Source organism: Polaromonas sp. CG_9.11 (assembly GCF_015752225.1).
Lineage (GTDB): Bacteria > Pseudomonadota > Gammaproteobacteria > Burkholderiales > Burkholderiaceae_C > Polaromonas.
In genome coordinates this window covers 157152-172990 of the sequence record NZ_JADOVE010000002.1, presented here as the reverse complement: position 1 = coordinate 172990, position 15839 = coordinate 157152, and the positions used below count along the sequence as shown (strand labels likewise).

At 62.4% G+C, this 15839-nt stretch carries 18 protein-coding genes; 8 read left to right on the top strand and 10 right to left on the bottom strand.

What is annotated here, in order from left to right:
- Positions 1 to 24 precede the first annotated feature (24 nt).
- Positions 25 to 1056, top strand: a complete 1032-nt coding sequence (locus tag IWX85_RS02580; RefSeq protein ID WP_036808969.1) for a DctP family TRAP transporter solute-binding subunit — start codon at positions 25 to 27, stop codon at positions 1054 to 1056.
- 67 nt (positions 1057 to 1123) lie between these two features.
- Here the strand turns inward: IWX85_RS02580 and IWX85_RS02575 are convergent, their stop codons facing one another.
- From IWX85_RS02575 to IWX85_RS02560, 4 genes are all read right to left on the bottom strand, one after another.
- Entirely contained in the window at positions 1124 to 1861 is a 738-nt protein-coding gene (locus IWX85_RS02575) for an amino acid ABC transporter ATP-binding protein (RefSeq protein WP_036808966.1), read from the bottom strand.
- A 45-nt stretch (positions 1862 to 1906) separates the two neighbouring features.
- Positions 1907 to 2575 carry an amino acid ABC transporter permease gene (locus IWX85_RS02570; protein WP_036808962.1) on the bottom strand — a complete coding sequence of 223 codons (669 nt, stop codon included), beginning with the start codon at positions 2573 to 2575 and terminating at the stop codon, positions 1907 to 1909.
- 1 nt (position 2576) lies between these two features.
- Positions 2577 to 3299: an amino acid ABC transporter permease gene (locus IWX85_RS02565; protein WP_196868657.1), complete on the bottom strand. Its 723-nt coding sequence runs from the start codon at positions 3297 to 3299 to the stop codon at positions 2577 to 2579.
- A 109-nt stretch (positions 3300 to 3408) separates the two neighbouring features.
- Positions 3409 to 4308: an amino acid ABC transporter substrate-binding protein gene (locus tag IWX85_RS02560; protein WP_036808955.1), complete on the bottom strand. Its 900-nt coding sequence runs from the start codon at positions 4306 to 4308 to the stop codon at positions 3409 to 3411.
- On the opposite strand from IWX85_RS02560, the gene IWX85_RS02555 reads away from it, so the two are divergent.
- A complete protein-coding gene (locus IWX85_RS02555) occupies positions 4307 to 4564 on the top strand; it encodes a hypothetical protein (RefSeq protein WP_196868656.1) in 258 nt (85 codons plus the stop codon). The genes IWX85_RS02560 and IWX85_RS02555 overlap by 2 nt on opposite strands.
- Positions 4565 to 4697: 133 nt before the next feature.
- Here the strand turns inward: IWX85_RS02555 and IWX85_RS02550 are convergent, their stop codons facing one another.
- Together IWX85_RS02550 and IWX85_RS02545 are read right to left on the bottom strand one after the other, a co-directional pair.
- Positions 4698 to 5678 carry a LysR family transcriptional regulator gene (locus tag IWX85_RS02550; protein ID WP_081932588.1) on the bottom strand — a complete coding sequence of 327 codons (981 nt, stop codon included), beginning with the start codon at positions 5676 to 5678 and terminating at the stop codon, positions 4698 to 4700.
- 117 nt (positions 5679 to 5795) lie between these two features.
- Positions 5796 to 7616 (bottom strand): ABC transporter ATP-binding protein/permease, encoded by a 1821-nt coding sequence (locus IWX85_RS02545; RefSeq protein WP_196868655.1) that lies wholly within the window; start codon positions 7614 to 7616, stop codon positions 5796 to 5798.
- A 92-nt stretch (positions 7617 to 7708) separates the two neighbouring features.
- Here IWX85_RS02545 and IWX85_RS02540 point away from each other — a divergent pair, with 92 nt between their 5' ends.
- Together IWX85_RS02540 and IWX85_RS02535 are read left to right on the top strand one after the other, a co-directional pair.
- Positions 7709 to 8188, top strand: coding sequence for an acyl-CoA thioesterase (locus tag IWX85_RS02540; protein ID WP_081932586.1), 480 nt, complete (start codon positions 7709 to 7711; stop codon positions 8186 to 8188).
- Between the two features lie 87 nt (positions 8189 to 8275).
- The gene (locus IWX85_RS02535; protein WP_231379480.1) at positions 8276 to 8806 is read left to right on the top strand and encodes an MgtC/SapB family protein; all 531 of its coding nucleotides are present in this window, start codon (positions 8276 to 8278) and stop codon (positions 8804 to 8806) included.
- A gap of 34 nt (positions 8807 to 8840) precedes the next feature.
- Here IWX85_RS02535 and IWX85_RS02530 read toward each other — a convergent pair whose 3' ends face one another.
- A complete protein-coding gene (locus tag IWX85_RS02530; RefSeq protein WP_036808940.1) occupies positions 8841 to 9284 on the bottom strand; it encodes a hemerythrin domain-containing protein in 444 nt (147 codons plus the stop codon).
- A 198-nt stretch (positions 9285 to 9482) separates the two neighbouring features.
- Here IWX85_RS02530 and IWX85_RS02525 point away from each other — a divergent pair, with 198 nt between their 5' ends.
- A complete protein-coding gene (locus IWX85_RS02525; protein WP_196868654.1) occupies positions 9483 to 10439 on the top strand; it encodes a complex I NDUFA9 subunit family protein in 957 nt (318 codons plus the stop codon).
- A 31-nt stretch (positions 10440 to 10470) separates the two neighbouring features.
- Positions 10471 to 11154, top strand: coding sequence for a glutathione S-transferase family protein (locus IWX85_RS02520; protein ID WP_196868653.1), 684 nt, complete (start codon positions 10471 to 10473; stop codon positions 11152 to 11154).
- Between the two features lie 18 nt (positions 11155 to 11172).
- Here IWX85_RS02520 and IWX85_RS02515 read toward each other — a convergent pair whose 3' ends face one another.
- Positions 11173 to 11403 carry a hypothetical protein gene (locus IWX85_RS02515; RefSeq protein WP_036808932.1) on the bottom strand — a complete coding sequence of 77 codons (231 nt, stop codon included), beginning with the start codon at positions 11401 to 11403 and terminating at the stop codon, positions 11173 to 11175.
- 277 nt (positions 11404 to 11680) lie between these two features.
- Between IWX85_RS02515 and IWX85_RS02510 the strand changes: the two genes are divergently transcribed.
- Entirely contained in the window at positions 11681 to 12967 is a 1287-nt protein-coding gene (locus IWX85_RS02510; RefSeq protein ID WP_196868652.1) for a multifunctional CCA addition/repair protein, read from the top strand.
- A 4-nt stretch (positions 12968 to 12971) separates the two neighbouring features.
- Here the strand turns inward: IWX85_RS02510 and IWX85_RS02505 are convergent, their stop codons facing one another.
- Together IWX85_RS02505 and IWX85_RS02500 are read right to left on the bottom strand one after the other, a co-directional pair.
- Entirely contained in the window at positions 12972 to 13463 is a 492-nt protein-coding gene (locus IWX85_RS02505; RefSeq protein ID WP_051984515.1) for a thioesterase family protein, read from the bottom strand.
- A 149-nt stretch (positions 13464 to 13612) separates the two neighbouring features.
- Entirely contained in the window at positions 13613 to 14137 is a 525-nt protein-coding gene (locus tag IWX85_RS02500) for a phasin family protein (protein ID WP_036808926.1), read from the bottom strand.
- A gap of 240 nt (positions 14138 to 14377) precedes the next feature.
- Between IWX85_RS02500 and IWX85_RS02495 the strand changes: the two genes are divergently transcribed.
- Entirely contained in the window at positions 14378 to 15802 is a 1425-nt protein-coding gene (locus IWX85_RS02495; protein WP_231379479.1) for a phosphatidylserine/phosphatidylglycerophosphate/cardiolipin synthase family protein, read from the top strand.
- Positions 15803 to 15839 lie beyond the last annotated feature (37 nt).

Sequence of the window (15839 nt, the reverse complement as noted above, 5' to 3'; positions counted from 1 at the left end):
TTTTTACCCAAGGAGACTTTTCCCATGAAACGCAAGAACTTTCTCGGCCTGGCGCTGGCCGCCACTGCCCTGGCCTTCAGCGCTGCCGCGCCCGCGCAGACGGCCTACAAGTCCGAATACAAGATGTCGCTGGTGCTCGGGCCCGCCTACCCGTGGGGCAAGGGCGGTGAAATCTGGGCCAATCTGGTGAAGGAGCGCACGCAGGGCCGCATCAACATCAAGCTGTACCCGGGCGTCTCGCTGATCCAGGGTGACCAGACGCGCGAATTCAGCGCCATTCGCCAGGGCGTGATCGATCTGGCCGTCGGCTCGACCATCAACTGGTCGCCGCAGGTCAAGGAACTGAACCTGTTCTCCCTGCCCTTCCTGATGCCCGACTATGCCGCGATGGACGCGCTGACGCAGGGCGACGTCGGCAAGGAGATTTTCAGGATCATCGACAAGGCCGGCGTGATGCCGCTGGCCTGGGGCGAGAACGGCTACCGCGAGATCAGCAATTCCAAGCTGGCGATCAAGAAACCGGAAGACCTCAAGGGCCTGAAAATCCGCGTCGTCGGCTCGCCGCTGTTCCTCGACACCTTCACGGCGCTGGGCGCCAACCCGACCCAGATGAGCTGGGCCGACGCCCAGCCGGCGCTGGCCACCGGCGCGGTCGACGGCCAGGAAAACCCGATGGCGATCTACACAGCGGCCAAGCTGCACACCATGGCGCAAAAATACGTCACGATGTGGGGCTACGTCGCTGATCCGCTGATCTTTGTTGTCAACAAGGACATCTGGGCATCCTGGACGCCGGCCGACCAGGCCATCGTCAAGCAGGCTGCGGTGGATGCCGGCAAACAGGAAATCGCCATTGCCCGCAAGGGTCTGGCCGAAGCCGAGCGCCCACTGCTCAAGGACATTGCGGCCAACGGCGTGACCGTGACGCAGCTCAGCCCGCAGGAACGCGAAGCGTTCGTCAAGGCGACCCGCCCGGTGTACGACAAGTGGAAAAACCAGATCGGTGCCAACCTGGTGGCCACGGCTGAAAAGTCGATTGCTGCGCGCAAGCAGTAAGAGGGGCTTGCCAGTTGAATGAAAAAGCCCCGCATTGCGGGGCTTTTTCTTGTGGGCAACTGAAACGTTAGTGCGACAGGATTTTGTCCAAAAATTCCTTGGTCCGTTCCTGGCGGTTTTCCGGGTGGCTGAAGAACTCGGTCTTGGAGCAGTCCTCCAGGATGCGGCCGCCCACGTCCATGAAAATCACGCGGCTGCCGACCTTCTTGGCAAAACCCATTTCGTGGGTGACGACCATCATGGTCATGCCGTCGGTGGCCAGGCCCATCATGCAGTCGAGCACCTCGCCGACCATTTCGGGGTCGAGCGCCGAGGTCGGTTCGTCGAACAGCATGGCAATCGGGTCCATGCTCAGCGCCCGGGCAATGGCCACGCGCTGCTGCTGGCCGCCCGACAGCTGGCCGGGAAACTTGTCCTTGTGCAGCATCAGGCCAACGCGGTCCAGGTATTTCAGGCCGTGCGCTTTCGCCTCGTCGGGCTTGCGGCCCAGCACCTTGATTTGCGCCAGCGTCAGGTTCTCGGTCACGCTCAGGTGCGGAAACAGCTCGAAATTCTGGAACACCATGCCAACCCTGGAGCGCAGCTTGGGCAAATCGGTCTTTGGGTCATGCACCGCCTGACCATCGACAAATATCTGCCCCTTCTGGAAAGGCTCCAACGCGTTGATGACCTTGATCAGCGTTGATTTACCCGAGCCCGACGGCCCGCAAACCACGACGACTTCGCCTTTCTCAATGCGGGTGGTGCAGTTGTTCAGCACCTGCACGTCACCGTACCATTTGGAAACTTCCTTCAACTCAATCATCTTTTTCTCCAATGTTCTCTTGGGTGTTACTGTGTCGGGCAAGGTTTAGCGAATGATGGCAATACGGCTATTGAGCCGTTTGACCATCCAGGACAGGCTGTAGCACAGCACGAAATACACCACGGCAGCCAGCAGGTACGACTCTTCAGGCCGACCGTAAATCTTGCCGGCGGTGGTGAAGCCCTTGAGCAGGTCGTAGGCGCCAATGGCATAGACCAGCGAAGTATCCTGGAACAAGATGATGGTCTGCGTCAGCAGCACCGGCACCATGTTGCGAAAGGCCTGCGGCAGGATGATCAGCCGCATGTTCTGCCCGTAGGTCATTCCCAGCGCCCGCCCGGCGTTCACCTGGCCACGAGAGATCGACTGGATGCCGGCGCGCACGATTTCGCTGAAATACGCTGCCTCAAAGGCGATGAAGGTGATGGTGGCCGAAAGCTCCGCACCAATGGGACGGCCGATGAGGGTCGGCACCAGCAGGAAGAACCACAGGATCACCATCACCAGCGGAATCGAACGCATGCCGTTGACATAGACAGTGGCGGGAATCGCCAGCAGTTTGCTGCCCGACAGGCGCATCAGCGCCAGCAGCGTGCCCAGGACGATGCCACCCAGCGTGGCAATCACCGTCAGCTGCACGCTGAACAAAAAGCCGCTGATGACGAACTTGGACAGGATGTCCCAGCTCAGAAAAGTCAGGTCAAGTCCAAACATGTCAGTGTCCTCCGCCAGTCGCGCCGACCACGACCAGGCCCGGTATCTGCATTTTCTTTTCGACCAGCGCCATCAGCCGGTTCACGGCAAAGGCCGAAATCGCGTAGAGCGCAGTCACGGCAATGTAGATCTCGATGCCGCGCGAGGTTTCTTCCTGCGCCTGCATGGCGAACATGGTGAGTTCGGCAATCGACACGGCAAACGCCACCGACGAGTTCTTCAGCAAGTTCATCGATTCGCTGGTCAGCGGCGGCATGATGATGCGAAAAGCCATCGGCAGGATCACGTAGCGGTAGGTCTGCACAGTGGTAAAGCCCAATGCCATGCCGGCATAACGCTGGCCGCGCGGCAGCGCCTGGACGCCGGCACGAACCTGCTCGGCGATACGCGCCGAGGTGAAGAAGCCCAGCGCCAGCACCACCAGCACAAAGCCGGGCACTTCCTTCATGGCGGGAAATATCTTGGGTACCACGAAGTACCAGAGGAAAATCTGCACCAGCAGCGGAATGTTGCGAAAAAGCTCGACCCATACATTGCCCAGCCGCACCAGCCACGGGCTGTTCGGCAGAGTGCGCAAGGTGCCCATCAGCGCGCCAACGAGCATGGCGACGACCCAGGCGGCGACGGCCACGGACAGTGTCCAGCCCCAGGCGGTCATCATCCACTCCAGGTAGGTGCGTCCGCCACCATCGTCATTTAAAAAAACTTTCCAATCCCACGTCATGGTGACTCCTGCGTCTTGTTGCTCGCTAGCTGATGAAAATTCCGCGGGTCAAACAACAAACCCCGCCAGCGCAATCACGAGCGGGGTCTGCTGACCTTGAGAGCCGGTGTTACTTCTTGGCGTAATCTTCCATCGGCTTGTCGTTTGGCGTGGCCCAGGCGGTCTTGGTGCTTTCGCTCACGGGCAGGCCGACACGGGTATTTTTCGGTGGAATCGGCTGCATGAACCACTTGTCCCAGAGCTTGTTGATTTCGCCCGACTTGATCAGTTCGTCAATGGTGCTGTCGCCAATCTTTTTCAGGTTGACATCGTCCTTGCGAACCATGATGGCAATCGGCTCGACGCTGAGCACTTCACCGACGATCTTGAAATCGGCCGGGTTCTTTGAAGAGGCGATATTGCCTGCCAGGATCGATCCGTCCATGACAAACGCATCGGCACGGCCTGATTCCAGCAGCAGGAAGCTGTCGGAGTGGTCCTTGCCATAGACTTCCTTGAAGTCAATGCCGGTGGCACGCTCATTTTTACGCAGCGTCTGCACCGATGTCGTGCCCGTCGTGGTGGCCACGTTTTTGTTGGCGAGCTGGGCAATCGCGGTGATGCCTGAATTGGCTTTCACCGCAATACGCACTTCCTCGACAAAGGTGGTGTGCAAGAAGCTAACATCCTTGGCGCGGGTGGCGTTGTTGGTGGTCGAGCCGCATTCGATGTCAACGGTGCCGTTTTGCACCAGCGGAATCCGGTTCTGCGAAGTGACCGGCAGGTACTTGACTTCAAGTTTACGACCGGCCGCTTTTTCAAGGTTGGCAATGATGCGGTTGCAGATCTCGACGTGATAACCCACGTATTTGCCATCACCCAGGGTATAGGACAAGGCACCCGACGAATCGCGGACCCCCATGGTGACAACGCCGGAAGCCTTGGCCTTGGCGACGGTATCGGTCGCCTGAGCAAAAGCTGCGCCTGACGCAAGAAGTGCGAGCGCCAGAGTGGCTGTCTTGAATTTCATGAAATCTCCTGTGATGAAACAATTGAAAAAACTATTCTATAGAGGCCGACCGCAAGCCCGTGCCAAGGTTTACCCGGCCTGCCCTCACGACACCGTCGCCCGGGAATGCATGCTTTTCAACCTGGGCAGCGGACGTTGGGATCGTCATTTCCCTGCAAGCAATGTTTGTGCCTTTCATTTCAGGCGCATCGACCACGCATGCGATTTTCTCCCGGAAGATCTGCATCGCCACGCCATGAATTTTGGTGAAGGATGAAGACTGAAAACATTTTCCCGGTGATGGACATTGGCAAAAACTGGTCGTAACGAACTGTAATTTTATCGCCATGAAACCGCCAATGCCGTTTGCGCGGAAAACTATGCGAAATATTTATAACACCCCCGGGTTGTTACCTAGCCGCTTGCGCTTTCCCAGCGGGCGTCGGCAGGACGCGCAGGCCCACTGCGTTGCCCTTGCTGTCGGCCTGCGCCTGCAGATAGACCCACAAATCCTGCGCGTGGCGTTTGGCGGCATTCCGCGCGTTCGGCCGTTCACGGTAGACCCGGACCTCCATGGTCATCTCCAGGCCCGTACCGGCACTGACCAGCTTTCGGGAACGAAGCTCTTTTCTCACGGCGCTGAGGGGGAGAAAGGCCATGCCGTGCCCCTCCAGCGCCATGGCTTTGAGCCCCTCGGCCATGTCAGTCTCGTACACCCGGTCGAGATGTATGGGAATACTGGACTGCTTGAGGATCAGTTCCACCATGCGCCCCAGATAGGCCCCGGGCGCATAGCCCAGGTAAGGCAGGGGCTGGCCGGCATGCCCGGGCAGCCGAAATTCGGGTTCGCCAGCAGCGTTCGCCCGGCAAAACGGCGCCAGCACTTCCTGGCCCAGCAACACCATCTCGTAGCGGTCGGCGTTCAACTGGAAAGGCTGGGAGTCATGGTGGTAGGAAATCAGCAGGTCGCAGTTGCCTTCGGTCAGCCGCAACACCGCGTCATGCACATTGAGCGCGATCAGCCGGCTTTTCATCGGGCCAAACTTGTCGCGCAGGCTGCTGACCCAGGCCGGGAAGAAAGTGAAGGCCAGCGTGTGCGGCACCGCGAACTCAATGAAGTCCTGGCCTGCCGACGTGTGGCCGCGCAACATCGCCCGGGTGGACTGCAGGCCCTGCAGCATTTCCAGCGACTGGTTGTAAAGCGTCTGGCCAGCCGGCGTCAGCCGCGTCGGGTAGGAACTTCGGTCCACCAGGTCGGTGCCAGCCCAGGCTTCGAGTGCCTGAATGCGCCGTGAAAAAGCCGGCTGCGTGACGTGCCGCAGTTGCGCGGAACGGCTGAAGCTGCGGGTTTCAGCGAGCGAGACGAAATCTTCCAGCCATTTGGTTTCCATGTGCGGATTATGCGGCGGGAAAGCGCACGGGCGGCGGGCGCTGCGCTACCGCAAGCCACGATCGAACGTCAATTTCTACTCATTTTTTAATAGCTGAATACGCCCACCAGTAATGCGCTATACGCCAATTTCATCCAGAATCCGCTCGCTGGCCTGCTGCTGCATGGCCCACATGTCGGCATAACGGCCATTCGCGGCCAGCAAGGCGTTGTGGCTGCCGCGCTCGACGATGCGGCCGGCGTCCATTACCAGGATCTCGTGCGCATCGACCACCGTCGAGAGCCGGTGCGCAATCACCAGCGTGGTCTTGTTCTGCGCGGCGGTGCGCAGTTCGCCCTGAATGGCGCGCTCGTTGGCCGAGTCCAGCGCCGAAGTGGCTTCGTCAAAAATCACCACCGGCGGGTTTTTCAGCAGCGTTCGGGCAATCGCCACGCGCTGCTTCTCGCCGCCCGACAGCTTCAGGCCGCGCTCGCCGACCATCGTCTGGTAGCCCATTGGCGTCGAGGCGATGAAATCGTGGATGCGGGCGGCACGGGCGGCCTCTTCGACCTCTTCATGCGTCGCGCCGGGCTTGCCGTAGGCGATGTTGTACTCGACCGTGTCGTTGAACAGCACGGTGTCCTGCGGCACGATGCCGATCGCCTGGCGCACGCTGGCCTGCGTGACGTGCTTGATGTCCTGGCCGGCAATCGTGATGCAGCCCTGCTGCACGTCGTAAAAGCGGTACAGCAGCCGCGCCAGCGTGGACTTGCCGGCACCCGACGAACCGACCACAGCGACGGTCTTGCCGGGCGGAATTTCAAAACTCACGTTGTGCAGGATCGGCCGGGCCGGGTCGTAGGCGAAGCTGACGTTTTCAAAGCGCACCGGCGGTGTCGTCTCGATGTGCAGCGGCGGCGCGCCCGGCTGGTCGGCAATTTCGCGCTCTTTTTCCATCAGCGTGAACATCTTTTCCAGGTCGGTCAGGCTTTGCTTGATCTCGCGGTAGATCACACCCAGGAAACCCAGCGGAATGTAGAGCTGGATCATGAAGGCGTTGACCATCACCAGGTCGCCCAGCGTCATGCGGCCATCGACCACGCCCTGCGTGGCACGCCAGAGCATGGCCACCAGCCCGAAGGCAATGATGAGCTGCTGCCCGGCGTTGAGCATGCTCAGGGTGCGCTGGCTGGTGATGGCGGCGGCGCGGTAGCGCACCAGGTTCTCGTCGTAGCGTTTCGCCTCGAACTCCTCGTTGTTGAAATACTTGACGGTTTCGTAATTGAGCAGCGAGTCGATGGCGCGGCTGCTGGCCATCGAGTCCAGCTCATTCATGGTTTTGCGAAACTGTGTGCGCCAGTTGGTGACCAGCACGGTAAAGGTGATGTAGAACACCAGCGCAACCAGGGTGATGCCGGCAAACCACACATCGAACTTGACCGCCAGCAGGCTCAGCACCAGCGTCACCTCGATCAGCGTCGGGATGATGCTGTAGAGCGAATACGAAATCAGCGAGTGCACGCCACGCGTGCCGCGCTCGATGTCGCGCGTCATGCCGCCGGTCTGGCGCTCCAAATGGAAGCGCAGGCTGAGCGCATGCAGGTGGCGGAACACTTCGAGCGAAATGCGCCGCGCCGCGCCCTCGGTGGCCTTGGCAAACACCAGTTCGCGCAGCTCGGTGAACAGCGTGGTGGACAGGCGCAGCAGGCCATAGGCCAGCAGCAAGGCAACCGGCACGACCAGCACCGCCTGCACATCGCCAGGCTTGAAACTCATGGTGTCGACCAGGTTTTTCAGCAGCAGCGGCACACTCACGTTGGCCAGCTTGGCGCCGACCATGAAGGCCAGCGCGGCCATGGCGCGCCACTTGTATTCCCACAGGTAGGGGAACAGCCTTTTCAGCGTCGCCCAGTCGGAACGCACAGGCGCAGGCGCCGCCACGGCGCCGGGGGCTGCCATGGCAGGCGCGGGATAGGAATCAGCGGTGGAAGCTCGGGAGCGCATACGTCACAATCGTTGGAGTTTTTTTTCAAACCTCTGAGATTGTGCCTATGTCCCTCGAATCAAGCGCCCTGCCGGCCAATACCACCGCCGCAGCCGCTCCAGGCGCCTTCGCCGCCGCAGACCTGGAAACCCGCGCCCTGCATGGCCAGCTGCCGGCCGACAAGGAGTTGGTGCTGAAGGTGATTCCGATGCCACGTGACTGCAATGCCAACGGCGACATTTTTGGCGGCTGGGTGATGGCGCAGGTGGACCTGGCGGGCGCGGTGCTGCCGGCGCGCTATGTCGATGGCCGCATGGCGACCGTGGCGGTCAACCAGTTCATCTTCAAGCAGCCGGTGCGGGTGGGCGACATTTTGTCGTTCTTTGCCGCCGTGACCCGCATTGGCAACACCTCGATCACGGTGCAGGTCGAGGTGTTTGCCGAGGGTTTCCGGGCACAGGGCCGATACTTCAAGGTCACCGAAGCCAGCCTGACCTACGTGGCGATTGACGATGCCGGCAAGCCGCAAAAGATCGCCCGGCCCTGACCGCTATTGAATAAGTAGCATCTTATATATACCCTGTATGCGCAAGATGCACTTTTGACATAAAAAAGTTAAGCAGAAGGAGTTGGCATGGGTGCAAGCATGTGGCAGCAGGTGGGACAAACCATTGCCTCTGAATTTTCCGACCTGCCCGATGCCGCGCAGGTCACCCGGATTTTGCTTCGCCTCACGCTGGCCGCCCTGCTGGGCGGGTTGCTGGGCATCGAGCGCGAGCAAAAAGGCAAGGCGGCCGGCGTGCGCACCCACATGCTGGTGGCCATGGGCGCGGCATTGTTCATGCTGCTGTCACAGCAGTCGGGCATGGAAGACGATGCCGTCAGCCGCGTGGTGCAAGGGATCATTGCCGGCATCGGTTTTCTGGGCGCGGGGACCATTCTCAAAGGCGACGACGAGGACAAGGTCAGGGGCCTGACGACGGCCGCCGGCATCTGGCTGACCGCCGCCATTGGCGTGGCCGCCGGTATGGGACGCGAGTCCACGGCCGTGCTGAGCACGCTGCTGGCGCTGGCCATCTTTGCCCTGATGCCGCGCCTGGTCAGGCGGTTTGAAAAACCCGAAGCACGGGTGGTTGATGAAAGTGCAAGGCAAGACCAGCGCTGAAACCGCCGCCCGGCAGCATCAACCGAAACGGTCATCAGTCCTTCAGACGCTGCGTGACGAATTCGCCTTCGTAGTCGCGCGCCAGCGACAGCTTCTCGTCTTCGCCCAGCACCTTGCCGGCCAGCTGGAAAACGCTGCGCTCCTCATCTTCCAGGTGGTGGTGTATCTTGTGGTGCAGCGCCCTGGCCGCCGCCAGCCAGGCAGGCGAACGGGGGTCGGTGGCTTGCAGCGCCTCGACCAGCTTGTCCATCTGGTGGTGCTCGGCAATGCCGTGGCGCGAAGGCTGCTGCGTGATGTCATGCGCGATCAGCGGCACATAGAAGAACCGCTCCTCGGCTGCCGCATGCGCCGCCAGTTCAAGCCGGAGCGAACGAAAGATCGATGCCCGTTCTGCCGTGTCGCCTTGCGTCAGGATCAGGTTGTCGGCCAGTGCGCGCTGGGTCACGTGGCTGATGCGCAATGCTTCGAAAATGTTCATCGATTCATTATGCGAACAAGGCGGCAGGCTGGCATGTAGGCCAAGGGCGAGAGATGGCCGCGTTCCTGCGCGCCAGCCACCGGTTTTTCCTACCCGGCCGACCGCATGACCGGGGCGTTCAGGCAGGACCGCATGATTGAGGCCTTAAAAGAACAGGTTTTTAGGAAAAACCCCGGCAAACACGCTAAATTAGGCCTTATGAAAAAAGTTCTGATCTTCGGCGGTACCGGCTTCGTCGGTACCCAGGTTTGCGAAAAACTCAACCAGTTGCAATGCCGCGTGACCGTGGCCACGCGCCGCAGCGCCAGTGCCCGGCACCTGCAAATGCTGCCGCTGGCGGAGGTGGCACAGATCGACCTGCATGACGCTGCTGCGCTGGCCGCGCTGGTGGCCGGACACGATGCGGTGGTCAACCTGATTGCCATCCTGCACGGCTCGGAAGACGCATTTCAAAAAGTGCATGTGCAGTGGCCGCTGAACCTGGTGCGCGCCTGCAAGGCCGCCGGCGTGCGGCGGCTGGTGCACATCAGCGCACTGGGCGCCTCCACCGAATCGGCATCGATGTACCAGCGCAGCAAGGCGCGTGGTGAAGCCGCGCTGCTCGGCTCCGGGCTGGACGTGACGGTGCTGCGCCCCAGCGTCATCTTTGGCGCGGGGGACAAGTTTCTCAACACCTTCGCCAGCCTGCAGCAGGTGTTTCCGGTGATTCCGCTGGCTGGCAGCGAAGCGCGCTTCCAGCCGGTGTGGGTCGGCGACGTCGCCAGCGCCGTGGTGCAGTGCCTGCAGGACAGCGAGACCATCGGCCAGGTGTATGAAGCCTGCGGCCCCGATGTCTTCACACTGCGCCAGCTGGTGCAGCTGGCCGGCCGCTACGCTGGCATCGGCCAGGGCAACGGCCGGCCGGTGATTGGGCTGCCCAACGCGCTGGCGCGGGTGCAGGCGTTTTTCATGGAACTGGCGCCCGGCGACCCGGTGCTCAGCCGCGACAACCTGGACGCCATGAAGACCGACAACGTCGCCACTGGCAAACTTCCGGGATTGCAGGCGCTGGGCATTACACCGGCGTCGCTGGCGGCAATAGGCCCGACCTACCTGGGCGCGCGGGGTTTGCGCAGCGGGCTGACGGCGAAACGGAAAACCTCCGGCCGGTTCTGAACCCGTGCCTTGACCTTCACCAGGAAGCCCCATGCTCAAGCTCTACATCGGCAACAAAAACTATTCGTCCTGGTCGATGCGCCCATGGGTGCTGCTCACGCAGGCCGACATTGCCTTTGAAGAAGTCGTCGTCCGCTTCGATTCGTTTGAAGAAGGTTCGGACTTCAGGAAACAGATCAGCACCGTCAACCCGGTGGGCAAGGTTCCGGTGCTGGACGACGACGGCTTCAGGGTCTGGGACACGCTGGCCATTGCCGAATACCTGGCCGAACGTCTTCCTGAAAAAAGCCTCTGGCCGCAAGCAGTTCAGGCCAGAGCCCGGGCGCGCAGCATCTGCGCTGAAATGCACAGCGGCTTTGCCGCACTGCGCGGCGCCTGCCCGATGAACATCGAGGCCGACCTGGCAGACATTGGCGCGCTGGTCTGGCGCGACAAGCCCGCCGTGCGCACTGACGTGGCGCGCCTGGTGACCATGTGGCGCGAGCTGCTGGCCGGACACGAAGGGCCGATGCTGTTCGGCGACTTCTGCATTGCCGACGCTTTTTTTGCGCCGGTCTGCATGCGGCTCAAAAGCTATGCCCTGCCGGTGCCTGACGACATTGCCGCCTACATCGAGCGCCTGTGCGCCATGCCCGGGGTGAAGGCCTGGATAAGCGAAGCGCTGGCGGAAAACGACTTTCGCGAATTCGAGGAACCCTACCGGCTGCAGCGCTGACCTGGCGCACGCCGGGCATCAAGCCTGCGCCTTCATCGCCCCGCGAATGTTCATCGCCGCCAGGCAGACCTGCAACACGATCAGTGCCGGCGCGCCAGTGTGAACGCCCCAGACGATCCACAGCACATTGCTGACCAGAAACAGCCAGAAGCCCCAGTTGCGCTTGCCCTTGTGGCTGGACGCCACATACCAGGCCGCCACCACGCTGACCAGCATGGCCGGCCATTGCACCAGGTTCAGCAGGTCCATGCGGCCTCCTCGCTTGCGGCGCCCGGCAGGCAGGGCGGCACGGATCCAAGACGGGGCTTGTCGAGTTCAGAAAAAAGCATGGTAGAGGGGTCCATTTCAAGGCCGTCCGGCCACACGGTATGGCGTGGCCTGGATACCCACAGCATCCCCGGACCGCCTGCCCGTCGGCGCTGGCGATTTTCGACAAATGCAGTAGGAAACCGACGCTTGCGACAGCGGGGCAACAGCTTGCCGGTGCAGGACTGCCCGGCCCTCGCACCGGCGCTAAACTGCCCGCATGAAAATCTACATGGTCGGCGGCGCGGTGCGCGACAAATTGCTGGGCCTGCCGGTACAGGACCACGACTGGGTGGTGGTGGGCGCCACGCCTGAAGACTTGACGGCGCTGGGCTTTTTGCCGGTTGGCAAGGACTTTCCGGTGTTTTTGCATCCCCAGACGCGCGAGGAATACGCACTGGCGCGCACCGAGCGCAACAGCGCGCGCGGCTACCGGGGGTTTACCATCCATGCCGCCCCCGATGTCACGCTGGAGCAGGACCTGGCACGGCGCGACCTGACTATCAATTCAATAGCTGCTCCCGCCCATCCAGAAAGCGCCAACAGCACTTTTGAGCCTGATTTCGATGCCCTGGTCGATCCCCATGGCGGCCAGCGCGACTTGCAGGCCAAGGTATTGCGCCACGTCACCGACGCATTTCGCGAAGACCCGGTGCGCATCCTGCGGCTGGCGCGGTTTGCGGCGCGCTTTGCCGACTTTTCCATCGCGCCCGAAACGCTGGCGATGATGTGCGAAATGGTGGAATACGGCGAAGTCGATGCGCTGGTGCCCGAGCGCGTCTGGCAGGAACTGGCGCGCGGCCTGATGGAGCACAAGCCCTCGCGCATGCTCGACGTGCTGCGCGAGTGCGGCGCGCTCAAGCACCTGCTGCCCGAAGTGGACCGGCTCTGGGGCGTGCCGCAGCGCGCTCAATACCACCCCGAGGTGGACACCGGCATTCACCTGATGATGGTGCTGGACATGGCCGCGCAACTCGGTGCGCCGCTGCCGGTGCGCTTTGCCTGCCTATGCCACGACCTGGGCAAAGGCACGACGCCGGCCGACGTGCTGCCGCGCCACATCGGCCACGAGGAGCGCAGCGCCCGGTTGCTCAAGGGCGTGTGCCAGCGCCTGCGCGTGCCGGTGGAGTGCCGCGACATCGCCGACGTGGTGGCGCGCGAGCATGGCAACATCCACCGGAGCAGCGAATTCAGTCCCGCCGCCGTGGTGCGCCTGCTGGAGCGCTGCGACGCATTTCGCAAGCCGCAGCGCTTTGCCGACATCCTGCTGGCCTGCGAGTGTGATGCGCGCGGCCGCCTGGGACTGGAGGAATCGGCTTATCCGCAGCGGCCCCGGCTGCTGGCAGCGCTGGCGGCGGCCCAGAGCGTGGCAACGGACCAGGTGGCCGACCAGGCCATGGCGGCCGGCCAGAACGGCCCAAAGATCGGCGAATGGATTCACCGGGCACGGGTGGAAGCCGTCAGCCAGCGCCTGGTGTTTGCGCCGGCGCTGGCGGCCTCGCTTTGACCCCTCAGGAAACGATGTAGGCCGCTGCTGCCGTCGAGAGCAGCTTGCCGTCTGCGCCCAGAAACTCCATGCGCGTGCTCGCCACGCGCGAGCCCAGGCGCATCACCTCGGCGCGCAACTCGAAATGCGTGCCGATGCCGGGGCGCAGGTAGTCCACGCGCAAATCAATCGTGCCAAGCTTGTGAAAGCGCTGCAGTCGCTGCTCCGGGGTGTCGTCCATATGACGGGCGCCAATGGCCGCCATCACCGCCAGCCCGCCCATGGCGTCCAGCCCGGCGCTGATGACGCCGCCATGGATGCGGCTGTACGCCGGATGGCCGATGAGTTCGTGCCGCATGTCGATGCGGGCGGTGACCCGGTCGGCCTTGAGCGAGGTGATCTTCAGTCCCAGCATCTGGTTGAAGACGATTTTTTCCTCGAAGATGGCTTTGAGTCCGGTGATGAACTCGGCTTCAAACTCGGGCACAGGCGCTGGATCGGTCAGGTGTTGGGTCATGGCCTGCATTGTCGGCGAGCGCCTGCAGGATCGTGAGGGCCTGCCGACGCACCCGGCCGGGAAATTGCACGACCGCCAACAAAAACGGCACCCGAAGGTGCCGTCATGTGCTGCCGGGGCCTAGAGGGCCCCGGGATATGGCTCAGGGCTTACTCGGCTTTTTGGGCAGCGGTAGACAGCGAGGAGATGTTGGACTCGACCAGTTGGGCAGCCTGCTTGGCGCTTTTCTGGGCGGTTTCCACGGCATTGTTGCCGGCATTCATGGCCGACTTGAAGACTTCCACGGCGGCTTCGGAGCCGGCTGGTGCATTCTTCAGCGAGGTTTCCAGCAGTTCGGTGACGGCTTTTTGCGATTCAGCGCTGGCCGATTCGAACACCTTGGTGAAATCGGCGCTGCTGCCCGACACGATGTCATACAGGTGGCGGCTGTAGGACGCTGCTTTTTCAGCCATTGGCTTGACCATGCCCGATTGCAGGGTCATCAGGGCCTGGGCATCCTTGACTTCGGTCAGGGCTTGCAGGTGGCCGATGGACTCGCCCATCAGGGCCTTGGAAGCGGCCATGTTCAACTCGATCAGCTTTTCAAAGCTGGCGAATGCTTTTTCCGACAAGCCGGCAAAGGCTTCGACATTGGATTTTTGGGTGGCGATCAGCTGGTCGTTGTTGAAGTTCATGGTGGTTCCTTGGGTTGACGTTAAGAAAATGTTGCAGTGCAGCAATTACACCATCGCCAGACTTTTAATGCAAGCGGGCTTTCTTTGCGCAGTTGTAATTAGTGGAAACCCTCGAATTTTCCGGCAGGCCTTGGCGGCAGTGGCCGCGCTTCCTCGGCGATATAGTGGTTCGATGCACACCTGCCCGTCACTAACAGCACCAACAGTTGCCGGCCGAAGGCGCTGCCAGCTGCCGGCTTCATGATGCCTCGCCTGCATGAGTTCCTGAGCCAGTGGGGGCTGACGGTGCATGGCCTGGTGACGCTGGCGGGCCTGGTGGTCTACGTCATTGCCTCGCACACCCGGCGCCAGCGCAGGCACCCGTCGGCTGCCATCGCCTGGGTTGTGTCGCTCGCGCTGATGCCATACCTGGCGCTGCCGCTGTACCTGTTGATCGGCAGCCGCAAGGTAACGCGCGGCCCGCTGCTGCGCGACACGCCCGCCCTGCCGGTCAACGGCCCCCCGTCGAGTGCGCCGTCCTACCGCTTCCAGCAGCTGGCCGCCGCCATGGGCCTTGCGCAGGCTGCGGCGTATGAACAGCTGGCCATTCACCAGGATGGAAAGGAAGCGCTGGCCGCACTTCGCAGCGTGCTGCTGGAGGCCAGGCAAACGCTGGACATCTGCACTTTTTTGCTCGGCCGCGACGCCCTGGGGCGCGAAGTCAGCGAACTGCTGATGCAGCAGGCGCGCAGCGGCGTGCGCGTTCGCCTGCTGGTGGACGGCATTGGCGTGTACCTGGGCGGACGGCCCGACCTGAAGCCACTGTCGGCGGCCGGCGTACACGTGGCGCTGTTCGTCTCGCCTTTTCGCTCGCCACTGCCCGGCCGCACCAACCTGCGCAATCACCGCAAGATGGTGATGGCCGATGGCCAGCGCATGTGGTCCGGGGGGCGCAACCTGGCGGCCGAATACTTTGTCGGCGACGCATCCAGCCAGCCGCAAAAAGTACCCTGGATCGACCTGAGTTTTGACTTTCGCGGTGACCTGGCGCGGCAGGCGCAGCAGCGCTTTGACCAGGACTGGGACTTTGCCACGCAGGCGGTACCGGCGGCCCGGCCACTGCCCGCGCTGGCCGGGCCGGCCTGCGGCGTGGCGGGCGCGCAGCTGATTGCCAGCGGTCCTGACCAGGCAGAGGACACGCTGTATTCGCTGCTGATTGCCAGTTGCTTCACGGCGCGCAGCCGCATTCTGCTGATCACGCCTTACTTTGTGCCCGATGCCACGCTGCTGATGGCGCTGACACTGGCCGCCCGGCGCGGTGTGGCCGTTGACCTGATACTGCCGCGCCGTTCCAACCACCGGCTGGCCGACCTGGCGCGGCCGGCTGCCCTGCGCGAGATGGCGGCCGCAGGCGCCCGCGTCTGGCTGGTCGATGGAATGGTCCATGCCAAGGCCGTCGTCATCGACACCGAGCTGGCGCTGGCCGGATCCGCCAACCTCGATGAGCGCAGCCTGTTCCTGAACTACGAATTGATGATGGCCTTTTTCAGGCCCGCCGACGTGCACCGCTTTGCCTGCTGGATCGAGCAGCAGCGCGCCGCAGCCAGGCTGTACCGGGCAAAAACCCCCAGTCCGATGGTCGAGTTTTCGGAAGGCTTGATCCGCTGGCTGGCGTTTCAGCTCTGAGCAGCGCGCTGCGCGCAAACGGCCTGCCCGGTCAGGG